Source organism: Helicobacter sp. 11S02629-2 (assembly GCF_002272875.1).
Taxonomy (GTDB): domain Bacteria; phylum Campylobacterota; class Campylobacteria; order Campylobacterales; family Helicobacteraceae; genus Helicobacter_I.
Window position 1 is genome coordinate 1 of sequence record NZ_MLAN01000016.1, and the last position, 24,368, is coordinate 24,368.

General features: G+C 36.4%; 17 protein-coding genes, 4 tRNA genes and 3 pseudogenes. 15 read left to right on the plus strand and 9 right to left on the minus strand.

The annotated features are described in order from the left end of the window. Nucleotides 1-215, plus strand: a pseudogene (locus BKH40_RS08780) (methyl-accepting chemotaxis protein); the annotation flags it as partial. Nucleotides 216-461: 246 nt separating this feature from the next. Here BKH40_RS08780 and BKH40_RS07705 read toward each other — a convergent pair. Both BKH40_RS07705 and BKH40_RS07710 read right to left on the minus strand, forming a co-directional pair. Next, complete coding sequence (locus BKH40_RS07705; protein ID WP_095278393.1) at nucleotides 462-2,801, minus strand: molybdopterin guanine dinucleotide-containing S/N-oxide reductase; 2,340 nt, start codon at nucleotides 2,799-2,801, stop codon at nucleotides 462-464. Between the two features lie 365 nt (nucleotides 2,802-3,166). Continuing rightward, nucleotides 3,167-5,626 carry a molybdopterin guanine dinucleotide-containing S/N-oxide reductase gene (locus BKH40_RS07710; protein ID WP_095278394.1) on the minus strand — a complete coding sequence of 820 codons (2,460 nt, stop codon included), beginning with the start codon at nucleotides 5,624-5,626 and terminating at the stop codon, nucleotides 3,167-3,169. 517 nt (nucleotides 5,627-6,143) lie between these two features. On the opposite strand from BKH40_RS07710, the pseudogene groES reads away from it, so the two are divergent. From groES to BKH40_RS07730, 4 genes and pseudogenes are all read left to right on the plus strand, one after another. After that, nucleotides 6,144-6,410, plus strand: a pseudogene (gene groES / locus BKH40_RS07715) (co-chaperone GroES); the annotation flags it as partial. A 49-nt stretch (nucleotides 6,411-6,459) separates the two neighbouring features. Next, nucleotides 6,460-8,103 (plus strand): chaperonin GroEL, encoded by a 1,644-nt coding sequence (gene groL, locus BKH40_RS07720; RefSeq protein ID WP_095278397.1) that lies wholly within the window; start codon nucleotides 6,460-6,462, stop codon nucleotides 8,101-8,103. A gap of 372 nt (nucleotides 8,104-8,475) precedes the next feature. Then, on the plus strand, nucleotides 8,476-9,684 hold the full coding sequence (locus BKH40_RS07725) for an MFS transporter (RefSeq protein ID WP_095278399.1): 1,209 nt from the start codon (nucleotides 8,476-8,478) through the stop codon (nucleotides 9,682-9,684). A 68-nt stretch (nucleotides 9,685-9,752) separates the two neighbouring features. Further along, nucleotides 9,753-11,444, plus strand: a pseudogene (locus tag BKH40_RS07730) (PhoX family phosphatase); the annotation flags it as partial. A gap of 129 nt (nucleotides 11,445-11,573) precedes the next feature. Here BKH40_RS07730 and BKH40_RS07735 read toward each other — a convergent pair. The 6 genes from BKH40_RS07735 to BKH40_RS07760 form a co-directional block, all read right to left on the minus strand. After that, on the minus strand, nucleotides 11,574-12,242 hold the full coding sequence (locus BKH40_RS07735; RefSeq protein WP_095278403.1) for a triose-phosphate isomerase family protein: 669 nt from the start codon (nucleotides 12,240-12,242) through the stop codon (nucleotides 11,574-11,576). After that, complete coding sequence (gene pseB / locus BKH40_RS07740; RefSeq protein ID WP_095278405.1) at nucleotides 12,242-13,246, minus strand: UDP-N-acetylglucosamine 4,6-dehydratase (inverting); 1,005 nt, start codon at nucleotides 13,244-13,246, stop codon at nucleotides 12,242-12,244. Before pseB ends, BKH40_RS07735 begins: the two co-directional genes overlap by 1 nt. Then, a complete protein-coding gene (locus BKH40_RS07745) occupies nucleotides 13,246-15,168 on the minus strand; it encodes a 6-hydroxymethylpterin diphosphokinase MptE-like protein (protein ID WP_095278407.1) in 1,923 nt (640 codons plus the stop codon). The genes pseB and BKH40_RS07745 overlap by 1 nt, the downstream gene beginning before the upstream one ends. A 15-nt stretch (nucleotides 15,169-15,183) precedes the next feature. Next, a complete protein-coding gene (locus BKH40_RS07750; RefSeq protein ID WP_095278408.1) occupies nucleotides 15,184-16,356 on the minus strand; it encodes an FtsW/RodA/SpoVE family cell cycle protein in 1,173 nt (390 codons plus the stop codon). Between the two features lie 227 nt (nucleotides 16,357-16,583). Then, on the minus strand, nucleotides 16,584-17,549 hold the full coding sequence (locus BKH40_RS07755) for a TIGR01212 family radical SAM protein (RefSeq protein WP_095278410.1): 966 nt from the start codon (nucleotides 17,547-17,549) through the stop codon (nucleotides 16,584-16,586). A 3-nt stretch (nucleotides 17,550-17,552) separates the two neighbouring features. After that, nucleotides 17,553-18,245 (minus strand): 5'-methylthioadenosine/adenosylhomocysteine nucleosidase, encoded by a 693-nt coding sequence (locus tag BKH40_RS07760; protein ID WP_095278412.1) that lies wholly within the window; start codon nucleotides 18,243-18,245, stop codon nucleotides 17,553-17,555. Nucleotides 18,246-18,411: 166 nt separating this feature from the next. Here BKH40_RS07760 and BKH40_RS07765 point away from each other — a divergent pair, with 166 nt between their 5' ends. The 3 genes from BKH40_RS07765 to BKH40_RS07775 are packed head-to-tail and all read left to right on the plus strand — an operon-like array spanning nucleotide 18,412 to nucleotide 20,724. Beyond that, nucleotides 18,412-19,299, plus strand: a complete 888-nt coding sequence (locus BKH40_RS07765) for an RICIN domain-containing protein (RefSeq protein ID WP_275542243.1) — start codon at nucleotides 18,412-18,414, stop codon at nucleotides 19,297-19,299. Then, nucleotides 19,296-20,090, plus strand: a complete 795-nt coding sequence (locus BKH40_RS07770; protein ID WP_095278414.1) for a cytolethal distending toxin subunit B family protein — start codon at nucleotides 19,296-19,298, stop codon at nucleotides 20,088-20,090. The genes BKH40_RS07765 and BKH40_RS07770 overlap by 4 nt, the downstream gene beginning before the upstream one ends. 10 nt (nucleotides 20,091-20,100) lie before the next feature. Next, the gene (locus BKH40_RS07775) at nucleotides 20,101-20,724 is read left to right on the plus strand and encodes a toxin (RefSeq protein ID WP_095278416.1); all 624 of its coding nucleotides are present in this window, start codon (nucleotides 20,101-20,103) and stop codon (nucleotides 20,722-20,724) included. A gap of 1 nt (nucleotide 20,725) precedes the next feature. Here the strand turns inward: BKH40_RS07775 and msrA are convergent, their stop codons facing one another. Further along, nucleotides 20,726-21,199, minus strand: coding sequence for a peptide-methionine (S)-S-oxide reductase MsrA (gene msrA / locus BKH40_RS07780; RefSeq protein WP_095278418.1), 474 nt, complete (start codon nucleotides 21,197-21,199; stop codon nucleotides 20,726-20,728). 50 nt (nucleotides 21,200-21,249) lie between these two features. Between msrA and BKH40_RS07785 the strand changes: the two genes are divergently transcribed. The 7 genes from BKH40_RS07785 to BKH40_RS07815 all read left to right on the plus strand — a co-directional run. Beyond that, nucleotides 21,250-21,714 carry a hypothetical protein gene (locus BKH40_RS07785; RefSeq protein ID WP_095278419.1) on the plus strand — a complete coding sequence of 155 codons (465 nt, stop codon included), beginning with the start codon at nucleotides 21,250-21,252 and terminating at the stop codon, nucleotides 21,712-21,714. Nucleotides 21,715-21,822: 108 nt separating this feature from the next. After that, nucleotides 21,823-22,257, plus strand: a complete 435-nt coding sequence (locus tag BKH40_RS07790; protein ID WP_180675167.1) for a globin domain-containing protein — start codon at nucleotides 21,823-21,825, stop codon at nucleotides 22,255-22,257. A gap of 168 nt (nucleotides 22,258-22,425) precedes the next feature. Continuing rightward, a tRNA-Pro gene (locus tag BKH40_RS07795) sits at nucleotides 22,426-22,503 on the plus strand. A 10-nt stretch (nucleotides 22,504-22,513) separates the two neighbouring features. Next, nucleotides 22,514-22,590 (plus strand) — tRNA-His (locus tag BKH40_RS07800). A gap of 8 nt (nucleotides 22,591-22,598) precedes the next feature. Further along, nucleotides 22,599-22,675 (plus strand) — tRNA-Arg (locus BKH40_RS07805). 31 nt (nucleotides 22,676-22,706) lie between these two features. Then, nucleotides 22,707-22,783 (plus strand) — tRNA-Arg (locus BKH40_RS07810). 270 nt (nucleotides 22,784-23,053) lie between these two features. Beyond that, nucleotides 23,054-24,368: cache domain-containing protein (locus BKH40_RS07815; protein WP_095278423.1), on the plus strand; the 1,315-nt coding region annotated here is incomplete at its 3' end.

Consider the following 24,368-nt stretch of genomic DNA (forward strand, 5'->3'; position numbering starts at 1 on the left):
CTAATACTAATATCTTAGTTCAATCAATTAATGACATGGCTGAATCTATAAAAGAACAAGCTAATGGTATAACTCAGATAAATGATGCTATATCTTTACTAGAGCAATCTACTCAAGGTAATGTAAACATAGCAGATGATGCTTCTAAGATTTCTAACTCTGTAACTCATATAGCAGATGAGATAATGAATGATGCTAATAGGAAGAGGATATAAAAGAATATCTAAAAGAAGAAGTGTAAGGAGAGATAGTAAAAAGAATATCTAAAAGAAGAAGTGTAAGGATAAATAGCAAGAATAAATAGTAAAAAGAGATTCTCTTCTTATGGGCTAATTATTTCAATACTAAGCTTTTTTTTGGAAGAAAATCTAAGTTTAGATTCTCTTCCTATAGGGGGTGGATTCTATAAATATATAGGTTTATAGAATCCACTTTTTTATGATTTTAGATTCTGTAACGACCTAAATCTTCATCTTTTTAGGTTCATCATAAACCACTATAGGCGTTAGCTTGCCCTCATATTTTTCAATATTAACTAGGGCTGTATGGGCTATATTCCCTGAGCCTAGTTTAGAAGTAGGCATATCTATAGTTAAGACATTAGGCGTGCCATTATTATCTAGTGAGCCAATTTTCCCCGGCTCTACTGGATCATACCAGCCGCCTTCTTCAAGACGCACTACATGCCTTGCTATATCTTTAGTGACATAAGCGCCTACTAGTGTTTCTCCTCTAGCGTTAAAGACACGAACTACATCACCGTTTTTTATGCCTTTTTCTTTTGCATCTTCTTCATTTATCCATATAGGCTCACGCCCATTTATAGCATAGGTCTCTCTAAGTTTAGTTTGGGCTAGCTGGGAGTGAAGTCTATCACGTGGATGAGGACTTACCATGTGAAACTCTGCAGGTCTATTTTTCATACCTAGCCACTCAACTGGTTCTAGCCAACTTGGATGAGGAGGGCAGTCATCATACTTAAAGCTAGCTATTGTCTCAGAGTAGATTTCTATCTTGCCACTTGGTGTTCCTAAGGGGTTTGCTATAGGGTCTTTTACAAACTTTGAGTATCTTACATAGTGGTCATTTGACTCTAAGTGCTTAAACTCAAAAGGCTCATTTTTCTCCCAAAACTCTTTAAATGGAGGTATTTCTATATTTTTAGTTTTACCTTCTTCTAAGGCAGCTTCATAGACTGTTTTTACCCACTCTAAGTCACTTTTGCCATCCCCAGTGTACTCTTTATAGATTCCAAATCTTTTAGCAAGGTCGCTAAATATAGTATAGTCATCTTTACTTTCATATAAAGGGGTGATACAGGCTTTCATAGGACCTATGTAGGTGTTTGATAAAAGCCCTATCATAGCTATATCGTTGCGTTCATAAGTAGTAGTAGTTGGCATGACTATATCTGCTTGTCTTGCTGAGGACGTCCAAAAAGCCTCATTTATAACTATAGTGTGAGGTTTTCTCCACGCTTTTAGGTTGTTGTTTAGGTTTTGTTGGTGTACTATAGGATTCCCACCACACCAGTAAATCATATCTATATCAGGATAGGTTATCTTTTTGCCATTAAAGTCTATAGTTTTACCGGGGTTTAATATAGCATCAGTCGCACGTGCTGCTGGCACAGATAAAGTAGCACTTTTTCCTCCTAGATTCATAGCACCTACAACCACGGCGTTTCTGCGAGGTACACCTGAGTTATGAGTGTGATAGCAAAGCCCAAAACCACCTCCGGGCTTTCCTATCTGTCCTATCATAGAAGCTAGTGTTACTAGTGCCCAGTGGGGTTGTTCGCCATGATGTGCCCTTTGCATAGCCCAGCCTGACATAAGCATAGTCGTATTTTCAAACATAGTAGAAGCTAGCTCTTTTATAGTCTCTTCGTCAATGCCACATATAGCACTAGCCCATTTAGCATCTTTAGTGACGCCATCACTTTTACCTAGTAGATAAGGTAAGAACTTATCAAACCCTACTGTGTAAGTTTCTATAAAGTGCTTATCGTATTTATTAGTTGTGTACATTGTATGCATGATTCCAAGCATTAAAGCAACGTCTGTGTTAGGAGTTGGTGCTATCCACTTGGCATCTAGTAGCTTTGCAGTTTCATTATAAATAGGGTCTATTATGATTATCTTTTTACCTTTATCTTTTAGCTGGACTAGGTAGTCTGATGCCATGTCATCACCTATGGCGTGGGAGTTTCTAAGTGTTATTAGTGAGTTTGAACCCCAGATTATCACAACTTTAGTTTTTTCTAGTATTACAGGCCATACAGTTTGTTGCTCATATACTTCTAAGGTGCCAACAACGTGGGGCATGATGACTTGAGAGGCACCGGTTGAGTAGTCTCCTATGATACCAGTAAAGCCCCCAGCCATAGCCATGAAGCGTTGTAAAACTACTTGGGCATTATGTATATTACCTGAGGATCGCCAGCCATAGCTTCCTGCAAAGATTCCAGTTGGACCTTTTTCTTTATAAGTACGTCGCATGGCAGCTTCTATTAGATCAAGGGCTTTTTCATAGCTTACTCTTACCCACTCATCATTACCACGAAGTTCTGGCTTTGGGTTAGTTGGGTCTTCAAGGTAGGATTTTCTTACCATAGGGTACTTTACGCGAGACTTAGCGTAAACTAGATCACTTATATGGTCTTGGAGGGGATTATGCACTTTTCTTTTTATGCCGGCTTCACTTTTTACTATCTTGCCATCTTTTACAGTGACTTTTATAGGACCCCAGTGGGCTCCTGTCATCACTTCTCCATTTTCAATTAGACTAAGATGCTTCATTATATTTCCTTTAATTATTATCTTGTCACTTTGAGTTGCACTTAGCTTTTAAGTACTCAAGGTGCTAAAGCAAAAATAGCACTTAGTTTTTAAGTATGTTTTATATGTTTATATTTCATACTCCTAAGTTTTAGATCTAATCATAATAATCATGACCATGGAAGATTCTATCACCATGCTAATTTAAATGCCTAAAAAGTATGTAGTTTATGTTTTTTTATAAAAAATAGTTAAAAATATGTAACTTTTAAGTAAAAGATTCTGTTTAATCCCTCACTTTAAGCATATAAGGCTTAAAAATCTTAATCTAGCCAAAGCCTTCAAGCTAGCTTAAGATAGATTTATAGTTAAAAAGTTAGGCGCTTTTAGACTTTCATCTTTTTAGGTTCCTCATAAACCACTATAGGCGTTAGCTTGCCTTTATACTTTTCGACATTCACTAGGGCTGTGTGGGAGATGTTGCCAGAGGCTAGCTTAGAAGTAGGCATGTCTATAGTTAGTATATTAGGCGTGCCATTATTATCTAGTGAGCCAATTTTCCCCGGCTCTACTGGATCATACCAGCCGCCTTCTTCAAGACGCACTACATGCCTTGCTATATCTTTAGTGACATAAGCTCCAGCTAGTGTTTCTCCTCTAGCGTTAAAGACACGAACTATATCACCGTTTTTTATACCTTTTTCTTTTGCGTCTTCTTCATTTATCCATATAGGCTCACGTCCATTTATAGCATAGGTGTCTCTAAGTTTAGTTTGGGCTAGCTGGGAGTGAAGTCTATCACGTGGATGAGGACTTACCATGTGAAACTCTGCAGGTTTATTTTTCATACCTAGCCACTCAACTGGTTCTAGCCAACTTGGATGAGGAGGGCAGTCATCATACTTAAAGCTAGCTATTGTCTCAGAGTAGATTTCTATCTTGCCACTTGGTGTTCCTAGTGGATTTAAGATAGGATCTTCTATAAACTCAGCATACCTTACATAATTATCATCTATCTCTGAGTGTGCAAACTCTATAGGCTCATTTTTCTCCCAAAACTCTTCAAATGAAGGCATGTTTATATGCTGTGGCTTGGCTTGCTTTAAAGAAGCATTATAGGCAGCTTTCACCCACTCTATATCGCTTTTTCCATCCCAAGTGTACTCTTTATAGATTCCAAATCTTTTAGCAAGGTCGCTAAACATAGTATAGTCATCTTTACTTTCATATAAAGGTGCCACGCAGGCTTTCATAGGACCTAGGTACATATTTGATAAAAGCCCTATCATAGCTATATCGTTGCGTTCATAAGTAGTAGTAGTTGGCATGACTATATCTGCTTGTCTTGCTGAAGATGTCCAAAAACCTTCATGTATAACTATGGTATTAACCTTTCTCCAAGCCTTCAAAGTTTTGTTTAAATTTTGCTGGTGTACTATAGGATTTCCACCACACCAGTAAATCATATCTATATCAGGATAGGTTATCTTTCTTCCATTAAAGTCTATAGTTTTGCCCGGATTTAAGATAGCGTCTGCTATACGGGCTACTGGGATAGACATAGTAGCGCCTTTGCCCCCTGTGTTCATACCACCTACGACTACTGACTTCCTTCTAGGCACACCTCCATTATGAGTGTGATAGCAAAGCCCAAAACCACCTCCGGGCTTTCCTATCTGCCCTATCATAGAAGCTAGGGTTACTAGTGCCCAGTGGGGTTGTTCGCCATGATGTGCCCTTTGCATGCCCCAGCCTGACATAAGCATAGTAGTGTTTTCAAACATAGTTTTTGCTAGGTCTTTTATAGTAGCTTCATCAACTCCTGAGATAGACTTTGCCCACTTAGCATCTTTTACCACGCCATCACTTTTACCTAGTAGATAGGGCAAAAACTTATTAAAGCCCTCTGTGTAAGTCTCTATAAAGTTTTTATCATACTTGCCTGTAGTATACATTGTGTGCATGATTCCAAGCATTAAGGCAACATCTGTGTTAGGCACTGGTGCTATCCACTGTGCTTCTAAGGTCTTTGCAGTTTCATTATGCACAGGGTCTATAACTATCACTCTTTTGCCTTTATCTTTTAGCTGGACTAGGTAGTCTGCACCCATATCATCGCCTATGGCGTGGGAGTTTCTAAGTGTGACTAAAGAGTTAGATCCCCATATGACTACGACTTTAGAGTGCTCTAAAACTATAGGCCAGACAGTTTGCTGGTCATAGACTTCTAAAGAGCCAACGATATGAGGCATGATTACTTGCGAGGCTGCAGTTGAGTAGTCTCCTATGATACCAGTAAAGCCCCCAGCCATAGCCATGAAACGTTGCAAGACTATCTGAGCGTTATGCACATTCCCTGATGAGTGCCAGCCATAGCTTCCTGCAAAGATTCCAGTTGGACCTTTTTCTTTATAAGTACGTCGCATGGCAGCTTCTATTAGATCAAGGGCTTTTTTGTAACTTACCCTTACCCACTCATCATTACCACGGAGTTCTGGCTTTGGGTTAGTTGGGTCTTCAAGGTAGGACTTTCTTACCATAGGGTACTTTACGCGAGACTTAGCATAGACTAGATCTCCTATGTAGTCTTGCAAGGGATTATGTACTTTTCTTTTTACACCAGCTTCACTTTTTACTATCTTGCCATCTTTTATAGTGACTTTCATAGGACCCCAATGTGCCCCTGTAAAAACTTCTCCATTTTTAACTAACTTGGTTAGATATTTCATATTATCTGCTTTAGACATCACCTGCTTACTATCTGCAGCACTTAGCATCTTAGGAGCCAATGGAGCTAAGACAAAAAGGGCACTTAGCTTTAAAACATTTCTTCTTGATATACCCATGATGTATCCTTTAAAGTGAGATACTAAAACTTTATCTACTAGTCTAAGTTTGAGTATGAAAGAGCAAGGTAAGTTTTATCAATTTTTCTTTATAAGTAACTAAAAGTAATATTTATATTAAAAAATAAGCAAAAGTGGTAATAATGTAACTTATAAAAGCTTGCTCTGCTGTGGTTTTATACTTTGAGTTTAGGCTAGCTAGCTTATTTGTGAAGGATAGAGGCTTTGCTAGATGCTACATATACTTTTAGTTTTTATAGTTTGGGTTTTGTCTAATTACTATTTTTGGGTTTGATTTTGATTTTTATTTTTAGTTGTTAGTGTAAGCAAAGCTAAGGTTTTAGTGCTTAAAAAGCAAAGTTTATGTAGTATAAGCTAAACTAAGTTGATACTAATAGACTAAGAAAGTTTTATAAAATACTTATAATATATTTACTTATTTACTTAAAATTGCTAGAATTCTGTCACTTAAAATTTTTAAGTGCTAATTTTTGAACTTAAATCAAGGAGACATACAATGACTTTTCAACCATTAGGTAAAAGGGTTCTAGTACAAAGAATCGAAGAAGAAAATAAAACTGCCACAGGTATAATCATCCCTGATAGTGCAAAAGAAAAACCTCTAATAGGTATAGTAAAAGCCATCAGCCACAAAGTAAGTCAAGAGTGCAAATGCTTTCAAGTAGGCGATAAAGTGCTTTTTGGAAAGTACAAAGGCGATGAGATAAAACTAGATGGTGAAACTTATATAGTCTTAGATGTAGAAGATCTTCTAGGTGTTTTAAAATAACACGCAAAACGCATAAATAACAAAATATATAAAAGGATTCCACATGGCAAAAGAAATAAAATTTAGCGATTCAGCAAGAAATAAACTTTATGAAGGTGTAAAAGCCCTAAATGACGCAGTAAAAGTGACTATGGGACCACGCGGTAGAAACGTACTTATACAAAAAAGCTATGGTGCCCCAGCTATTACAAAAGATGGTGTTTCAGTAGCAAAAGAAGTAGAGCTAGCCTGCCCTATAGCTAATATGGGTGCCCAACTAGTAAAAGACGTAGCTTCAAGAACTGCAGATGCTGCAGGTGATGGTACTACTACAGCTACAGTTTTAGCCTACTCTATCTTTAAAGAAGGTTTAAGAAACATAACAGCAGGGGCTAATCCTATAGAAGTAAAACGCGGTATGGATAAAGCAGTAGAAGCAATAATTGCTGAGCTTAAAAAGCTAGGTAAAAAAGTAGGTGGCAAAGGCGAGATAGAACAAGTCGCAACTATATCAGCTAACAGTGATAACACTATAGGCAAGCTTATAGCTGAAGCTATGGATAAAGTTGGCAAAGATGGTGTTATAACTGTTGAAGAAGCAAAAGGCATACAAGATGAACTAAGTGTTGTTGAAGGTATGCAGTTTGATAGAGGCTACTTAAGTCCTTACTTTGTGACTAATACTGAAAAGATGACTATAGAGCTTGAAAACCCTTACATCCTTATCACTGATAAAAAAATAGCTTCTATGAAAGACATCTTACCTCTACTTGAAGCAACTATGAAAAGTGGCAAACCGCTTTTAATCATAGCTGAAGATGTAGAAGGTGAAGCACTAACTACTTTAGTTGTTAATAAACTAAGAGGTGTGTTAAACGTAGCTGCTGTAAAAGCTCCGGGCTTTGGTGATAGAAGAAAAGAGATGCTAAAAGATATAGCACTTTTAACAGGCGGTGAAGTTATAAGTGATGAACTTGGTCTTAGTTTAGAAACTGCAGAAGTAAGTCACCTTGGTCAAGCTGGACGTATAGTTATAGATAAAGATAACACTACTATAGTTGATGGTAAAGGTAGCAAAGATGCTGTTAAAGAAAGAGTAGCACAAATCAGAAATCAAATAGAAGCTACAACTAGTGACTATGATAGAGAAAAACTTCAAGAAAGACTAGCAAAACTAAGTGGTGGTGTAGCTGTTATAAAAGTTGGTGCTGCTAGCGAAGTTGAGATGAAAGAGAAAAAAGATAGAGTTGATGACGCTCTTTCTGCTACAAAAGCTGCTGTTGAAGAAGGCATAGTAGTAGGCGGTGGTGTAGCACTTCTTAGAGCAGCTAGCAAAGTTAACTTAAAACTAACTGATGATGAGTTAATCGGCTATGAAATCATCAAACGTGCAATCAGTGCACCTATGGCACAAATCGCAAGTAATGCAGGCTTTGATGCAGGCGTAGTTGTAAACAAAGTTAAAGAATCAGATAAAGATAACTTTGGCTTTAATGCAAGTAATGGCGAGTATGTAGATATGTTTAAAGAAGGTATTATCGATCCTTTGAAAGTTGAAAGGATAGCACTGCAAAATGCCGTTTCAGTAGCTAGCTTACTTCTAACTACAGAAGCTACTATTAGCGAGATAAAAGAAGATAAGCCTGCACCTGCTATGCCAGATATGGGTGGCATGGGAGGAATGGGTGGTATGGGCGGCATGATGTAAGTTAAGCCAAGCCTTTTTATTAGCTTAGATGTAAAATATTTCTTAGCTAATAACCCCCCTTTTTTTTACTAGCCCCTAAAGTTAGGCTTTAAAGCTTGGCTTGGGGCTTTTTTACATTATAGAATCTACTTTTATCTAAGTTATAAGTTATGTCTTAAGAAAGGCATTAGTCTCTTCACTATTCTCATAAACGCCCATTTAAAATTATCAAAAACTTCCAAAAGATTAAATATTTTTATACTTATTGGTATATTTTTACTATTTAGCTTAAAATAAACTTTATTACACCTATTTTATAAAAGGACTTTGATTGCATTTAAAATTGATGGCTTAATATATATTTTTAGATCCGTTGTTATTAAGGATTATTAAATGTCGCTAAGCCCAGCACTTATGAAAAAAACAGATTCTGGTGTCTTTCAAACATCTCTTTTTTTACTTTCAACTATGACAGTTTTAGGTGGGGCTATCATCTCTCCTTCACTGCCAGACCTAGAAAGACACTTTGCTTATGTGCCTCATATAGACTTGCTTTCAAAGCTTATCTTAACCTTACCAGCCCTTTTTATAATGATAATGGCACCCTTTGTTGGAATCTTACTTGATAAATATGGTCGTTTAAAGTTCATCCTCCCAGCCATGGCTATATGGTCTATAAGTGGGGGCATAGGCTACTTTTTAAATGACATCTACTCTCTTCTTATATCGCGTGCTGTGCTTGGTATATCTACTTCTTTTGTTATGGATGGTGTTAGTGTTTTGCTAAGTGATTACTTCCAAGGCTCAAGAAGGGAAAAAGCACTTTCAAAACAGGGATTTTTTAGATCCTTTGGTGGGGCTATTATGCTAATCATTGGTGGATATTTAGCCCATCTTAACTGGCACTTTCCTTTTTTAGTCTACTTCTTAGGACTTTTTATCCTAGCTTTTGCCGCGCTTAATCTTTTTGAAGTAAAACGTGAACACCACATAACCCATCACGCTACAGATAAAAAAAGTGGTTTTAGATTCCTAACCTTTGTGCCAGTTTATATCTTAACTCTAGTTAATATGATAATGTACTACACCATCCCAACCCAGCTTCCTTTTTTTATGGTAGATATCTTGCATGAAAAATCAGCCAGAGTTGGTGAAAGCTTAGCTTTATCAGCCTTTGCCATGGCGTTTATCGCACTATTTTACGCCAAACTTAGACGCACTTTTGGAATCTACCTCTTATATGCCATATCATTTTTTTTCATGCTAGCAGGCTTTTTACTTATAAGCCTAATTCACAGCTATCCAGTTTTGCTTTTAGCCCTAGTGCTTTCAGGCATAGGCATAGGCATCATGCTAGTTAATAACAGCTCTTGGCTTTTCTCTCTTGCAGAAGAAAAGATTAAAGCTAGGGCTTATGGCTTTTTATCAAGCTTTTTGTTTATGGGGCAGTTTATCTCGCCTTTTTTCTCTCAGCCTTTAGTCCGCTACTTAGGACTATCTAATATGTTCTTAGTAACTGCTTTTATAGCCTTCGTTGGGATGATAATCTTTATAGTAGTAAGTGTCAAATCTAAGATTCTTAAAAATAAAGCCAAGACTTAATAAACAAGGTGTCATTTTTAAGTCACTAAGACACTTTAAACTTCAAGCTCCAACTAAAAGGCTATGAGGCAAAAGTACTTATAAGCTTTGGAGATCCACTTTTTAGCAAGGCTTATAACTATGATGAAAGTAAGCTTATAGATTCTAAGGCTTTGCTAAACCAAAAGTTAGTCTTTGGGGATAATAATGATGGAATCTTATACTTCCCCTTAAGCCAAACCCGTGCACTTTTTGTAGCTAATAATGAATATCCTAATCCTGAAATCATGTTCAACCACTTTGGTAAAAATATCAATAGCGATGATGTGAAGTACATGCAAGCTAGCCTTGGAGTATCTATCTTTGAGATAGAAAAAGATGATAGAGGCTATAAGGTAGTACTAGATTCTAAATACAATAGAAGGATAGATGCTAATACTCCTACTAGACTAAGTGGAGGGGCTAGTAAGTCTAGTGCTTTAAAAACTGCCTTCAGTGATGGCATAAAAAGTAAGGGCACTTTTGGAAACTGCTCTAATGGCAAAACACCATGGGGGACTTACCTAACTTGTGAGGAAAATATAGATGAGTACTTTGGTAGCAGTGATAAAAACTTAAAGCTAAGCCCTTCTCAAAAACGCTTTAGTATGAAGCATGATAGTCTTTACTCTTGGGAGAAGTTTGACCCTCGCTTTGATATAGCTAAACACCCAAATGAAGTAAACAACTTTGGCTGGATAGTAGAAATAGATCCTTTCAATAAAGAATCTACTCCCATAAAACGCACTTCACTTGGCCGCTTTAAGCATGAAAATATAGAGATAATAGTTAATAGTGATAAGACTATAACTGCTTATATGGGTGATGATGAGGCTAATGAGTTTTTATATAAGTTTGTAAGCACTAAGAGTATAGATTCTAAAGACCCTGATATTTTAGATCATGGCACGCTTTATGTAGCAAGACTAACAAGTGATGATGAAACTCATTTAAGTGGCACTGGAAAGTGGCTAGCCCTAGCTTACTTAGAAAATGGCCTAACTAAAGAAAATGGCTTTTTTAACCAAGCTGACATACTTTTGCGCACTAGGGAAGCGGCAAGCTTTGTGGGTGCTACAGAGCTTGATAGATGTGAGTGGATAGCAAGTGATAATGACAAACGCTACTGCTATGTAACTATGACTAATAACACTAAACGTAAGGATAAAGGCCCTGCTAGTCCAAGGGCTAATAATATCTATGGGCAGATCATGCAATGGAGGGCAAAAGATGATAACCATAAGCTAGATGAGTTTAGATGGAGTATCTATGCCTTAGGTGGGAATCCACTTGTATATGAAAAAGGGCTTAATAAAGGAAGTGTTAGTAAAGATTCTATGTTTAATAGTCCTGATGGATTAAAGATTGATAAAAGTGGCAGACTTTGGATAGCAACTGATGGCAACTATAGTAATGAAGGCCCTTTTAAAGGTCAAGGGAACAATGGGCTTTTTGCGGCAAATCCTATAACTGGAGAGATGAAACGCTTCCTTAGTGCACCTAGGGCAAGTGAAGTAACAGGTATCACTTTTAATGAAGACCAAAGTGTTATGTTTTGCTGTATACAACACCCCGGAGAGGGCATTACTAAAAATGCCTTTGGTAGTGATAAAGAGTATGAAGAGGCTAAAAAAAGAGGCATGATAAGTGTAGAAAGTCACTTTCCTAATGGCACAACTTCAACGCCAAGAAGCTCAGTTATGATGATATATAAAAAAGATGAAGGAGAAGTTGGAAGCTAGAGATAAGGGTATAAGAGGCTAGGTAGAAAGCTAGTGCCATGACTATCAAAATACCCTAATCAAAACATTCTAAATGGCTTAAGTAGGCTAGCTTAAAGACCTTTTGATAGCATCAAGCAGACTTGGATTTTATAAGCTTATAGAATCTAGCTCATTTGCAAGGCTAGCAAACTTTAAAGGATCTAAGCTAAAGCCTCCTATTAAAAGACCATCTGTGATAGAATAGATATCTTTGCCATTAGTCTCATTAACCGAACCACCATAAAGAATCTTTTTAGCCCCTAAAGTCTTAAGCATCTTATAAGTGCTATTTATATCTTCTAAAGTCGCACTTTTACCACTACCTATAGCCCATATAGGCTCATACGCTATAACTAAGTTTTCATAATCTAAATCACAGTCTTTTAGCTGCGTGCCTAAAAAGCCTTTTTTATCTAAGATGTTAGAATCTTCTCCTATGCAAAAGATGATTTTATAGCCTAAGTCTTTATAAAAACTAAACTTTTCTTTTATGAGACTATCTCCTCTAGCCCTCATCTCGCTATGCCCTAAAAGTAAGGTTTTTATACTTAGACTTGTTAAAACTTCACTGCCTATAGTCCCAGTAAAAGCACCATTTTTTACAGGGTAGGCGTCTTGGGTGCCTAGCTCTATATTTATAAAAGTGTTAGCTTTAAGTGAGGCTATATTTGGAAAAACTAAGACTTTCGTCTTAAGAGTAGATTCTAAAGTCTTAAGATAAGTGTTTGTAGAATCTGGCGTAAGGTTAGCTTTAAGGTTAGCTGCGATAAGTTTCATTATATATCCTTTATTAAGTCTTTTATCTCTTTAGGTGTAAGCCACTTTGTATTAGTATTGCTCGCATAGACAAAGTTAGATTCTACCTTTTTGCCTTTTTCTTTTAAGGCATTAGTGCTAAAGTCTATGCCGCTTTGAAAAGATATGCTTGGGGCTATGACATAAAAGCCTTCAAACTCATAAGTTAGATAAGCATCTTCACTACTTACCATGACTTCATGAAGCTTTTCTCCGGGTCTTTTACCTATGACTTCAAACTTAGCTTCTTTGGCGATAGCGTGGGCTAGGTCAGTTATCTTCATACTTGGAATCTTAGGTATAAAGATCTCTCCTCCTTGCATCTTGCTTAGACACTCTATAACAAATTTTACACCATGGTCTAGTGAGATAAAAAACCTAGTCATATCAAGATCTGTTATAGGCAAAGTTTTAGCAGGGCTATCTTTTTGAGATTCTATAAGGCGTTTGAAAAATGGCACTACGCTTCCACGACTTCCTATGACATTGCCATACCTTACTACGCTAAATCTTATGTCTTTGTTGCCCTTTATATTATTAGCACTAGTAAAAAGCTTATCGCTTGCAAGTTTAGTGGCACCATAGAGGTTTATAGGACTTGCTGCTTTATCAGTTGATAGGGCTATGACACGTGAGACATTATTATAGATACAAGCATCTATAACATTACTTGCACCATTAATGTTAGTTTTTATGCACTCCATAGGGTTGTATTCTGCTATAGGGACGTGCTTTAAAGCTGCAGCGTGTATGCATATATCTATGCCATTCATAGCGTCTTTTAAACGCTTATCATCTCTAACATCACCTATAAAGTAGCGCATACACTTATCTTTATAAACTTGTGCCATCTCATACTGCTTTAACTCATCCCTGCTATAAATCACTAGTCTTTTTGGCTTATAAAGTTTTAAGACTATCTCTACAAACTTCTTGCCAAAGCTGCCAGTTCCGCCAGTTATAAGTATGCTTTTACCATCTAACATTAAGTATCCTTTATGCTTGTAAGTCTTTTTGCCATTTGACTAAGACAGTCTAAAACTAGCTTTTTATAAGACTTTTTGTCTTCTTTTGTAAGAGTTTTACTAGCAAAAAATGCCCCTAGATTTAAGCCTTGTGCTAAAAAAGCTAGACTTCCTTCAAGTAAGATTCCAGCTACCTTTGTATCTTTGTTGCTGCTAAAGTCTAAAGAGAGTGCATTTATATCATAAAGCAAGTCTGAGGTCTCTTTTTCCCAGTCTAAGGAGGCAAGCTTAGTTATAAACTTATTAAAGTCATCTCTTATCTTATCAAGATTTACTTTAATGCTAGATTGCAAAAAGCTTGAAGAGATTAGACTTAAGGCATCTTTTTTGTCTATATCTTTTAGGCTTAAAGTCTCTTGATAAGCACTCTTTGAGCCTTCTATAAAAGCACCATAGCCTATATTTATAACATTAGCTTTATGGTCTAATATACTAGATTCTAGCTTTCTTAGCGAGAGGGCAAAAAGGGAATCTGTATAGACTTCTAAGTCAAGATTTCCTTTTATCTTTATAGTCCCTTCTGGCAAGCTTTTAGCTTCATCTCCATAAAAGCTACCTTTTGCATGCTTGCTTTTACCTTCTATATAACCACAATCTAGCCCAGTGACTATAACGCTTTGACTTAGCATGCAAGCTAGTTCAAAAGCAGCGTTTCCTACAAAAGGAGCAGCATTTTCTAAGATGGCATATTTACTATCTTTTCTATTAGCAAAAGGATCAAGATAAGCCGTGCTACTACCACCTCTAATAAAAAAAAAGCCATCTTTAGCTAAGGTGCTAACTTTTCTATCTACAACTTGTGCCATGATTAAAGGAGTGTCACCTAAGTCATCTTTAAGGATGCTATCTAGGTAGTCGCTTCTTTCTATCTCTACTTGAAAGTCTGGCTTTATACCATTAGCCTTTAAGACTTTTAGGGCAGTCCCAGCACTAAAAAGTATCATCCTTTCTTGGTTTTGTTTTAAAAAAGATAGGTTTAAATCTAAACTAGGGCCTGAGCCTATAACACATATTGGCATAGCTAGCTTTGCTTTATTTTTCATTAAAAGTTTGCAAGCACTAAGATTAAAAAGGGCGTTTTTAAGACCTACTAACTCATCTTCAAAACTCCCCCAACCCCTTGCATTTTGTGCATAGACAAGACTGCTAAGGTGCATAAAAGATTCTAGGTTTTTAGAAGTATAGGCTTTTAGAGTTAGGCTTAAAAAGTTGTTATTAATCCTATTTTTGGCAAAGTAAACTTCTAAAAGCTTTTTGCTTAACTCTAAGTTTAGGTTACTAACTACAAGTAAGAATCTATCTTGAAGACTGCAAGCTATATCAAAGTAGCTTACAAAATAAAGGCTTATGCGAAAGAGATCAAGGCTATCTTCATAGATTAAAAGATTACTAAGCTTATAGGTTTTAAACATCTTTTCTAAAAAAAGCCCTCCAAGCAAACCAAAAAGCATGATATTAGGCAAGGTGCTTAGGCTTTCTAGCTTTTCTTGAAGGTTAAAAGTAGGGCTTAGGTGCTTTAAAAGTAAGGCGTTATAAAAGCTTGCAGTTAAAGGAAGCCTTTTAGTATCTAGTAAGTTTTCAAGGGGATTTAGGCTGATGTGATTAGTGCTTAGCTGCCATAAGGAGCTAGAAAAGGGGCAAGATAAGCTAGTATGGGCTTCTTCCATAGTATAGATTCCATCTATCTCTGGGTAGATTAGGCTGTTAGTTTTAAGATTTAAGATATTAAAACCTTTAGCGTTAACCACTAGATTAAACTCGCTTGGAGGCAGTTTTAAAGAGGCAAAAAGCTTAGGATTATAGACTTTAAAAAACTCCATATTTTTTGCATACTTTAGGCTTAGAGCACGTGTTTTAGAATCGTCTTTATTAGAGTTTGGCATGGGTAGTTAAAACGCTTACTTTAGTTTTACTTTTTTAGAAAGGGCTAAGACTAGTCCTATGGCTATACAGTTTGACAAGAGGTTAGAGCCCCCATAGCTTAAAAACGGCACGGCTATACCTTTAACTGGCGTGATACCAACGATACCAAAAGCATTAATGATAAAGCTTATAGCTATAAGAAGAGAGATGCCTAGGCAAAAGAGGTAATAAAATCTATTTCTTTGTCTATAAGATATACGCAAGATTCTATAAACTATAAAAAAGATTAGTGCTACACAGATAGCTAGACCTATGAAGCCTAACTCTTCACTTATGCCAGCTAAAACCATGTCAGTATGCACGTCACTTAAAAAGCCTAGCTTAAAAGTGCCATTACCTAGTCCTGTGCCAAAAAAGCCTCCATTATAGATGGCATTTGCTGCGTTGTGGATTTGGTAGGGCTCTGGGAGGTTGTTAACTTGTAAGTCTTTTACAAAGCTATTAGGAACTATAGCAAGGGCTAAGTCTTGGATGTTAGCCCACCAAGTTTTAAGACGTAAGATTCTATGGGCTGAGGTTGCTATAAGTATAGACCCTATGGCACCAAAACCTAAGATGATGATGCCAAAAAGCTGAAAGCTTCCTCCAGCAAAGATTAAGATGATGATAAAGCTTGCACCTAAAAGCACAACTTGCCCAAGGTCGTTTTGAAAGACAGCTATCATAAAAGCCATCACTGCAAAGACAAAGATGTGAGGGATAAGTATCATTATCTGATCTAGTAAGTTGTACTTATTGTTATAGTCAAACTTACGAGATAAACTCCATGATATAAAAAATATATAGCCTACTTTAAAAGGCTCTATAGGGTTTAAAGAAAAGCCAGGAAGCCTTATCCACCTTTTTGCACCCCCAGCGCTACTAGCTATGGAATCTGGTAAGAAAGGAAGTATGAAGATAAGCAGGGCAGAAACTACTAAGATGATAAAGCCTACTATAAAAAACTGCCTATTTAAGTCTAGGTAAGAAAGCCCCCACATTATGATGATGCCTATTATCCCAGTGATAAGCTCTCTTGCTAAAAAGTGAAACTGTGAGTAGTTATAAAATACTATGGCATAAGCACTCAGAGAGTAACTCATAAGTATTCCTACGCTTAAAAGCAAGGTCACATATATAAATAATCTTTTATCTGCCAATTCACTCATCCAACTACTAGTGTGTTAAAGCTTTGATTATAGCTAAAATAGTGCGAGTAGGGGATAAGGCTAGTTTTATCATTAGTAGTTATTTATGACTTGATGCTAGGAGTGAGTGAAACTCATAACGTGGGATAGTAGATGTTTTTAGATTCTATATCCTAACACTTTCTTTTTTTTATCATTGAAAAATTAAAATAAAGCAATAAGCTGTCTATAGACAAGCCATCTAGTTTTTAATAATCTATCCCTTCACTTCTTAGACGACTTCTAATATATTTCATCTGCACATTTTTATCAAAACACCACTTTGGTGCTATCAAGCTTTCATCATGCACACCTGCACTAAGACGCTGTACCATAACATCTTCAGGTACTAGTTTCATTGATTCAACTATTAAATCAGCATAAGATTCTAAAGTGATAGGGGTGTAGTTGCCAGCCTTGTACATATTAGCTAGCATGGTGCCTTTTACTACATAAAGAGGGTGGATTTTAATAGAGTGGACTTTGTAGCTAAGGATAGTTTTTAAGCTAGTTAACATCATATCAGGGCTTTCATTAGGTAGGCCATAGATTAGATGGGCACAGACTTTGATACCACGTGCAGAAGTTTTAGCAAAAAGCTCTTCTACACCTTCCATGCCATGCCCGCGATTTGTTAGCTTAAGACTATCTTCATAAATAGATTGGATTCCATACTCTAGCCATATCTCACTGCCTTGCTTTACATAGCCTTCAAGCAAGTCTAAGACTTTATCATCTACGCAATCTACTCTTGTGCCTATGCTAAGTCCTACTACGTTTTTATAGCTAAGGGCAGTGTCATATAAGGCTTTAAGCGTGCTTATAGGCGCATAAGTATTAGTAAAAGACTGAAAGTAGACCATATACTTGCCTATATTAAATTCATCTTTATAAAAGCGTGTATGGTGGGTAAACTGCTCTTTTAAGTCTTTTAGCTGAAGCTCTAAAAGTGGGTTTTCACTCATCTTAGAGTTAATCTTAAAGTTATTAAAGTCTTTTTTATTTAACGCTAGGCTTGGAGAAAAGCTTTCATTTTTGCAATAGATACAGCCACCTTTTGCCACAGTACCATCTATATTTGGACAAGTAAAGCCATTTAGCGAGATAGGGATCTTTCTTACTTTGCAGCCAAAGCGCTGCTTAAAGTAGCGTCCAACTGTTAAAAGTAGACGCACTTTTTACCCCTCTATATTATCAAGCATGTTTATAACAAAGTTAGCTACGACTTTTGCAGAAGATTCTAAAAACTCATCAAAGCTTACATCAGCACTGCCATCAGCGCTATCACTTATTGATCTTAAAAGGCAAAAAGGTACTTTTAAGCTATCACAAACTACAGCTACACTAGCCCCTTCCATCTCAACAGCACTTGCTTTAAAGTTACTAACTAGCCACTCTTTTTTCTTCGCATCTGCTATAAAGCTATCTCCACTAGCTATGATTCCTTCTTTTAGCTTGATATTTAGCTTACTAGCTACTTTTTTAGCTATCTCATTTAAGCTTTTATCACTTTCCATATAAACACTAGATTCTGGGATAAAGCCAAGAGGATGACCAAAAGCACTTATATCTACATCATACTGGCAAGTTTTAGTAGCTAGTAGTAAGTCACCTACTTTTAGATCACTTGCAAGCCCGCCAGCAACACCACTAAAGATGATTTTCTCACAGCCAAATTTTAAGATTAAGATACTTGCACTTAAGGCTGCATGCACCTTGCCTATACGGCTATAGGCTAGATATATATTTTTATTTTTATACTTTATATGATAGAAGTTTTGTTTTCCAACTTTGATAGTTTCATAGTCTTTGAAGTAGTCTAAAAGAGGCTTTATCTCTTCTTGCATAGCACCTAGGATTCCTATAGTCATTATATGTCCTTGAAAAATTTTGAAATTGCTAAAAATTATAACGGAAAACTAAAAAACAAAAAGGACCATTTATCAAAGAACTTTCAGCATCAAGTCTATTTACTAACTGTTTAAAATCCACTATACTACCATGCAAATATTGATAATCATTACTCAAAGGATGTAAATGGTAAAAGTTTTCTCTACCTTATCTCTCTTAGCACCACCACTTCTTGCCTTTGCCTTTGTCGCTTGTGCTAGCAAGATTACACCTGCTACTACTAGCTTGGATTTAAGTTATAAGGGCTTTAAAATACAAGGTAATAGAGATGTGCTTAATATAGGCACAACTCCAAGTGAGCCTAGTAAAAAGCTACGCTTAGTAAAAGGACAAGATAACACCTTAAAGCTTAACGTGTTTAAAAGTGCTTCTAAGCCTCAAGATACAAGAGCACTTGTAGATAAAAGACATAAGCTTAAGGCTATGCTAGCTTCAAATTCTTCTTATCCTATAAAAAATGACATAGTAAAAGGGCCTAATGAGCCAGTAGACCCAAGTAACCCTTTTGATGATACTAAGGTATTTTATAACAAGCCTGAGTTTTCAGACTATGTATCAATCCTTGGGCAAAATGACGCATTAATAACAGTTTGGGCGCTAGCTTCTGGCAACTGGGTATGGGGCTATAGTCCAATTAATAGCATCTCTTTTGGTGATGCAAGAAACTGGCAACTTATCATCTACCCTAAAGACTACGTGCAAATAAGAAATAAACTAACAAATACTTGTCTAAATGGCTACTTAAATGGCGTCATACACACAATTTGTCAAGATACTAATCAAGCACAGTTTTGGGAGTTAAAGCCTTTTGCTAATGGTGCTGTGCAGATTAAAAACTTTGGCACGGGCACTTGTATAGCTAGTGATTTAGCTAAGGGGGCAAGTTACTACTCTATCAAGCTAGAGGCTTGTCAAGATGGGCTTAATCTCTCTCAACAGTGGCAGATTATCCCTCCTGCTAATACTACAACGCCTATAGTCATAGACTTAAAGACACTAAAGGGGAGAAAATGAAACTTTTAGCACTTTTACTTTTAAGCTTTAGCTTAAGTTATGCTGCCTTAGAAGATCACAATATAGCCTCTTGGAATATGCAAGGAAGCTCAGCTGCAACTGAAAGTAAGTGGAATGTAAACGTAAGACAACTTCTAACTGGTAATAGCTCTGCAGATATCTTACTTATCCAAGAAGCTGGAAGCTTACCACTAAGTGCTAGACAGACTGAGCGTGTAGTACAACATGGTGGTATCCCAATACATGAGTATGCTTGGAATCTAGGAACTACCTCTCGCCCTGATATAGTATATATCTACTACTCACGTATAGATGTTGGCGCAAACCGCGTAAACCTAGCCATAGTTACTAGGAATCAAGCAGATGATGTCTATGTCTTAGCCCCGCCAACAACTGCTTCACGTCCGATAATAGGCATAAGACTTGGGAATGATGTCTTTTTTTCAGCCCATGCACTAGCAAGCGGTGGACGTGACGCACCAGCTATCATAGAAGAAGTACATAGAACCTTTGTAGGTCAACCTCAAATTAACTGGCTAGTAGGAGGGGACTTTAATAGAGAGCCAGATTCCTTATATAACGCCTTAGAGCCTAGAATCCAGCAAAGAGTAAGTGTAATAGCTACCAATACACCTACGCAAAATAGTGGCAGGACGCTTGATTACGCTATAGCTGGTAACTCTGGTACTACTACTTTTAGCGCACCTGCTTTAGCGGCAATATTAATGCTTGCTAATATGCGAAGTCAAATCACTTCTGATCACATACCAGTTAACTTTAGAAAGTTTTAAGGGGGTCTTAATGAAAATATTAACTATAAAAAAAGGCTTATTTATGGCTATAGCACTAGGAATAGCAGCTATTTTTCAAAGCATAAATGCCGTATCTTTGCAAACTTCTACGTTTAAAGCCCCTCCCATAGATATACAACCTCAAATAGACATAGCAGAAAATGTAGACCCACTAGTTAGCATTAGAAGCATTTATACAGGTGGGCTACTTAGCTATGATGAAGACCCTAATAATTTATTAGAGCAAAACTGGATTCTAAGAGAGGTTAATCTACCTCAAAGCATGGCAGAAAAGTTCCCTTTTGGAGTAACCCAGTTTGCTAATCCTGCCCAGCCTGATATATGTCTTATGATAAGAAAAGACGGCAAGCTTGATACAGATTCTTGTAAAAGTTTTCGAGAAGGTAACTATGAAAATATCTTTTCTATACTCCCAACAGCAAGTGGGGCAGTACAGATAGAAGCTATAGGTAATGATGATAATGAATGCCTAAGTGCGGGTAATATGAACGCGCCTACATCTCTTGAACGCTTTGGAGTTAGAGACTGTGAGAAAAACGAAAACGAACAAGTAAGGATAGAAAATCTTTTTAATATAGGCGCACCTTTTATAGCTTCTAAAGTTATAAAGTAGCTTATAAGGAAGTATCATCTAAGTTTATATGACAGTAGCCAGTTGGATTTTTTTCTAAATACTTTTGATGATACTCTTCTGCTTTGTAGAAGTTTTCTAAAGGCAGTATCTCCACTCTAAAAGGCCTGCTATAAGAGGCTTGAAAGCTAGCAACTATGTCTTTTATACGCACCAAAGTCTCTTCATTAGTGCTATATATACCAGTTCTATACTGAGAGCCTTTATCATTACCTTGCTTATTAAGAGTGAAGGGGTCTATTATCTTAAAAAAGTATCTTAAAACTAGTAAAAGATTAGTATGTGTTAGCTTTACGCACTCACTAGCACTAGATCTATGTCTACATACATCTTCATAGCTAGGATTAGGAATATTACTATTTGCATAGCCTACTTCTGATTGTATTACGCACTCAAGCTTATCAAAGTAAGCTTGCACTCCCCAAAAACATCCACCTGCTAGATATATCACTTCCATAAAACTCACCCCTTAAGGTTATAATTTGCAAATTCATTGCAAGGATTCTAATGCAAAAAAGCATTTTAGGCATAGTTATTTTCATACTGATAGGCTTTGTAGTTAGTTTTTTGCTAGGATTAGTTTTTGGGCTGAATTTTATCCTTGGCGCACTAGGCTTTATTTTTATAATCCTAGCTTCATTTAAAGGCATGCAAGCTAAGTCAAAAGCCAAGATTGCTAATGCTAAAAATATAGCTAACCTTGAAGCACTTTCAAAAGATGACTTAGATAAAAAAGATGACAAAAAGCAAGAAAAAGACTTCCTTAAAGCCCTAGATACCTCTCGCTTCTCACTAGGAGTAGAGCTAAGCTTTTCTCTTTTTAGAATCTTAGCTTATGTGTTTATAATAGCCTCTATAGTAATCTTACAAACCTTTAGCCTCTTTCATGCAGTAGGCTATATAGCAGGTATTTCTTTCATAGTAGTTATCTTAATAATTGCCTACATAGTAAAGCTTAGCATTAAAGCTTGATATATAAAAGCTTGATGTAGATCAAAAGTAGTTATGCGTATCATAGTTATACTTGTCTTGCCTTGTGAGAGCTTAAAATCAAGGCATATATATAAAAGGAAATAAATGATAAGTCAAGAATCTATTAATATTATAAAGTCAACAGTACCGGCTATAAAACAAAATGGCGAAGTTTTAACTAGAGAGTTTTATAGGGATATGTTTGAAAGATATCCTGAAGTAAAGCCTATGTTTAGCACTGAAAAACAAAAAAGTGGCCATCAGCCAAAAGCCCTAGCTAATGCCATCTTAGCAGCAGCACAAAATATAGATAATCTAGAAAAGATCATGCCTACAGTTGAAAAGATAGGTAAGGTGCATGTTAATGTCGCGGTTAAACCAGAGCATTATCCTATAGTTGGTGAGTGTCTTTTAAGGGCTATAAAAACAGTTATGAAAGATGATGCAACTCCTGAAGTTTTAAAGGCTTGGGAAGAGGCTTATAACGAGTTAGCTAAGATTTTTATAGGTGTAGAAGATAAGATCTATAAAGAGCAAAAGTAGAGTTTAAGGTAGTCTAGGGCTGATAGACTTAAAAAGTGCTAGCTTTTAGAGTTTAGGTTGTTTTTAAAAAGATTTTAAGAATCTTTTTAAGTTTAAATCCACGTTTTGATTACGTCTTGACTTTTCTAAAAAGTCTAGGCATAATCTCTCCTTTATTTTGTAATTCGTCGGGGTGTAGCGCAGTCTGGTTAGCGCACTTGGTTTGGGACCAAGGGGTCGAAGGTTCGAATCCTTTCACCCCGACCATTTTTTTATGGTGGGTGTAGCTCAGTTGGTTAGAGCGTCGGATTGTGGATCCGAAGGTCGTGGGTTCAAGCCCCATCTCCCACCCCATTATGTTTGCGTCCATAGCTCAATTGGACAGAGCACCAGACTTCGGATCTGGGGGTTATGGGTTCGACTCCCTTTGGGCGTACCAGTCAACCCCCCCTTCCAAAGTCATTTTTTTTGCGCTCATAGCTCAGCTGGATAGAGCAACGGCCTTCTAAGCCGTAGGTCAGAGGTTCGAATCCTCTTGGGCGTACCACTTTTTTACTTCATGATACTTATTATTTTTAGATTCCATATTTTTACATCACTCTTATTTTTTAAATGTAATGCTTTAAAACTTTACTTTTTCCCCTTGCTATCAATTAGTGCCACGTCTATTTAACAAGAAAATTTTAATATCTAGCATTTTTTGCTGTTTACTATACATTAACTTTCATTTTAGGATTAGAATAAGCATATATTTATAAGTGAAGATACGATTTAGCATGCTACTTTCACGTTTTCACTTACCATACAAAGGAAGTTTATGAGAACGAAGCTTATGGCGTTTATGTCATTTATATTTATAGTTTTTATAGTTGTGTTTGTGCTATTTTTCTTTAATAGTGAACATCAAATCAAACTTTTTGAGCAAGGTTTTACTAAGACATATTATTCTAATACCAACAAGATGCTGCAAAATACCACTGTCTCTATGGCAACTTCTCTTGGCTCTTTGATAAATGGCTTGCCAGAAAAAGAGCAAATTGCGGTTATAGATAAGGCTATAGGTAAGATTAGGATGGGGGATGATAAAAGTAGCTACTTTTTTGCAGCAAAAGGGACTATCCTTTTATCGCATCCTGACCGTAGTCTTATAGGCAAAGATGCAAAAGACTTAAAAGACCCTAATGGAATCTATGTTTATAGAGTTCAAGAGCAAGCCGCACTTAGTGGGGGCAGTATTGTTAGATATATGTGGCCAAAGTATAGCAGCGATGGTAATAGCGTGGTTGCCCCAAAGATGTCTTATGCCATAGTGATTCCAAATACTAATAATATATGGATATCTTATGGAGTTTACACAGATGACTTACAACATCATCTAGACGCTTTGATGACCCCCATCAAACAAAAGATGCTCTACTCCTTTTGGATTAATCTAATAATTACATTTATCATCCTTGTTATATGCTCTCTAATAGCAGGCATACTCTTTTATAAATACATAGTAGGTTCTATAACTTATATAAAAGATTCTCTAACTAACTTCTTTACTTCTTTAAATAAAAATGAAGTAAGTAATATGAAGCTACTAGATAAGAAACTAAAAGATGAATTTAAAATAATGGCTAATGTAATAAACTCTAATATTACTAATATCCAATCTTCTCTCTCCAAAGACTCTTCAGCAGTATCACAAGCCCTAGAAGTAGCTAAGACTATAGAAGAAGGTAATCTAAGTATACGTATAACTAAAAACCCTGCTAATCCTCAATTACTAGAACTTAAAGATGTACTTAATAATATGTTAGATGTATTAGAAACTAAGATAGGAAGTAATATGAATGAAATAGAAAGAGTATTTGATAGCTATCTTAGATTAGACTTCTCTACTTCTGTATTAGATGATAAAGGTAATATAGCTAATAAAGGTAGTGTAGAAAGAGTAACTAATGCCTTAGGAGAAGAAATAAGAAAGATGTTAAAAAGTTCTTTAAGCTTTGCTTCTTTACTTAATGAAGAAGCTAAAAAGCTAAATACACAAATTACTAATCTATCAACTAGCTCTAATGCACAAGCTTCTTCTTTAGAACAATCTGCTACTGCTATAGAAGAGATAACTCAGTCTATGCAAAATG

Bases quoted from the DNA above. Each gene is read 5' to 3' on its own strand.
- msrA (WP_095278418.1), bottom strand. From the start codon at position 21,199: ATGGAAGTGATATATCTAGCAGGTGGATGTTTTTGGGGAGTGCAAGCT.
- BKH40_RS07745 (WP_095278407.1), bottom strand. From the start codon at position 15,168: ATGCCAAACTCTAATAAAGACGATTCTAAAACACGTGCTCTAAGCCTA.
- BKH40_RS07760 (WP_095278412.1), bottom strand. From the start codon at position 18,245: ATGACTATAGGAATCCTAGGTGCTATGCAAGAAGAGATAAAGCCTCTT.
- BKH40_RS07710 (WP_095278394.1), bottom strand. From the start codon at position 5,626: ATGGGTATATCAAGAAGAAATGTTTTAAAGCTAAGTGCCCTTTTTGTC.
- pseB (WP_095278405.1), bottom strand. From the start codon at position 13,246: ATGTTAGATGGTAAAAGCATACTTATAACTGGCGGAACTGGCAGCTTT.
- BKH40_RS07785 (WP_095278419.1), top strand. From the start codon at position 21,250: ATGCAAAAAAGCATTTTAGGCATAGTTATTTTCATACTGATAGGCTTT.
- BKH40_RS07775 (WP_095278416.1), top strand. From the start codon at position 20,101: ATGAAAATATTAACTATAAAAAAAGGCTTATTTATGGCTATAGCACTA.
- BKH40_RS07770 (WP_095278414.1), top strand. From the start codon at position 19,296: ATGAAACTTTTAGCACTTTTACTTTTAAGCTTTAGCTTAAGTTATGCT.
- BKH40_RS07705 (WP_095278393.1), bottom strand. From the start codon at position 2,801: ATGAAGCATCTTAGTCTAATTGAAAATGGAGAAGTGATGACAGGAGCC.
- groL (WP_095278397.1), top strand. From the start codon at position 6,460: ATGGCAAAAGAAATAAAATTTAGCGATTCAGCAAGAAATAAACTTTAT.
- BKH40_RS07765 (WP_275542243.1), top strand. From the start codon at position 18,412: ATGGTAAAAGTTTTCTCTACCTTATCTCTCTTAGCACCACCACTTCTT.
- BKH40_RS07725 (WP_095278399.1), top strand. From the start codon at position 8,476: ATGTCGCTAAGCCCAGCACTTATGAAAAAAACAGATTCTGGTGTCTTT.
- BKH40_RS07750 (WP_095278408.1), bottom strand. From the start codon at position 16,356: ATGAGTGAATTGGCAGATAAAAGATTATTTATATATGTGACCTTGCTT.
- BKH40_RS07735 (WP_095278403.1), bottom strand. From the start codon at position 12,242: ATGAAACTTATCGCAGCTAACCTTAAAGCTAACCTTACGCCAGATTCT.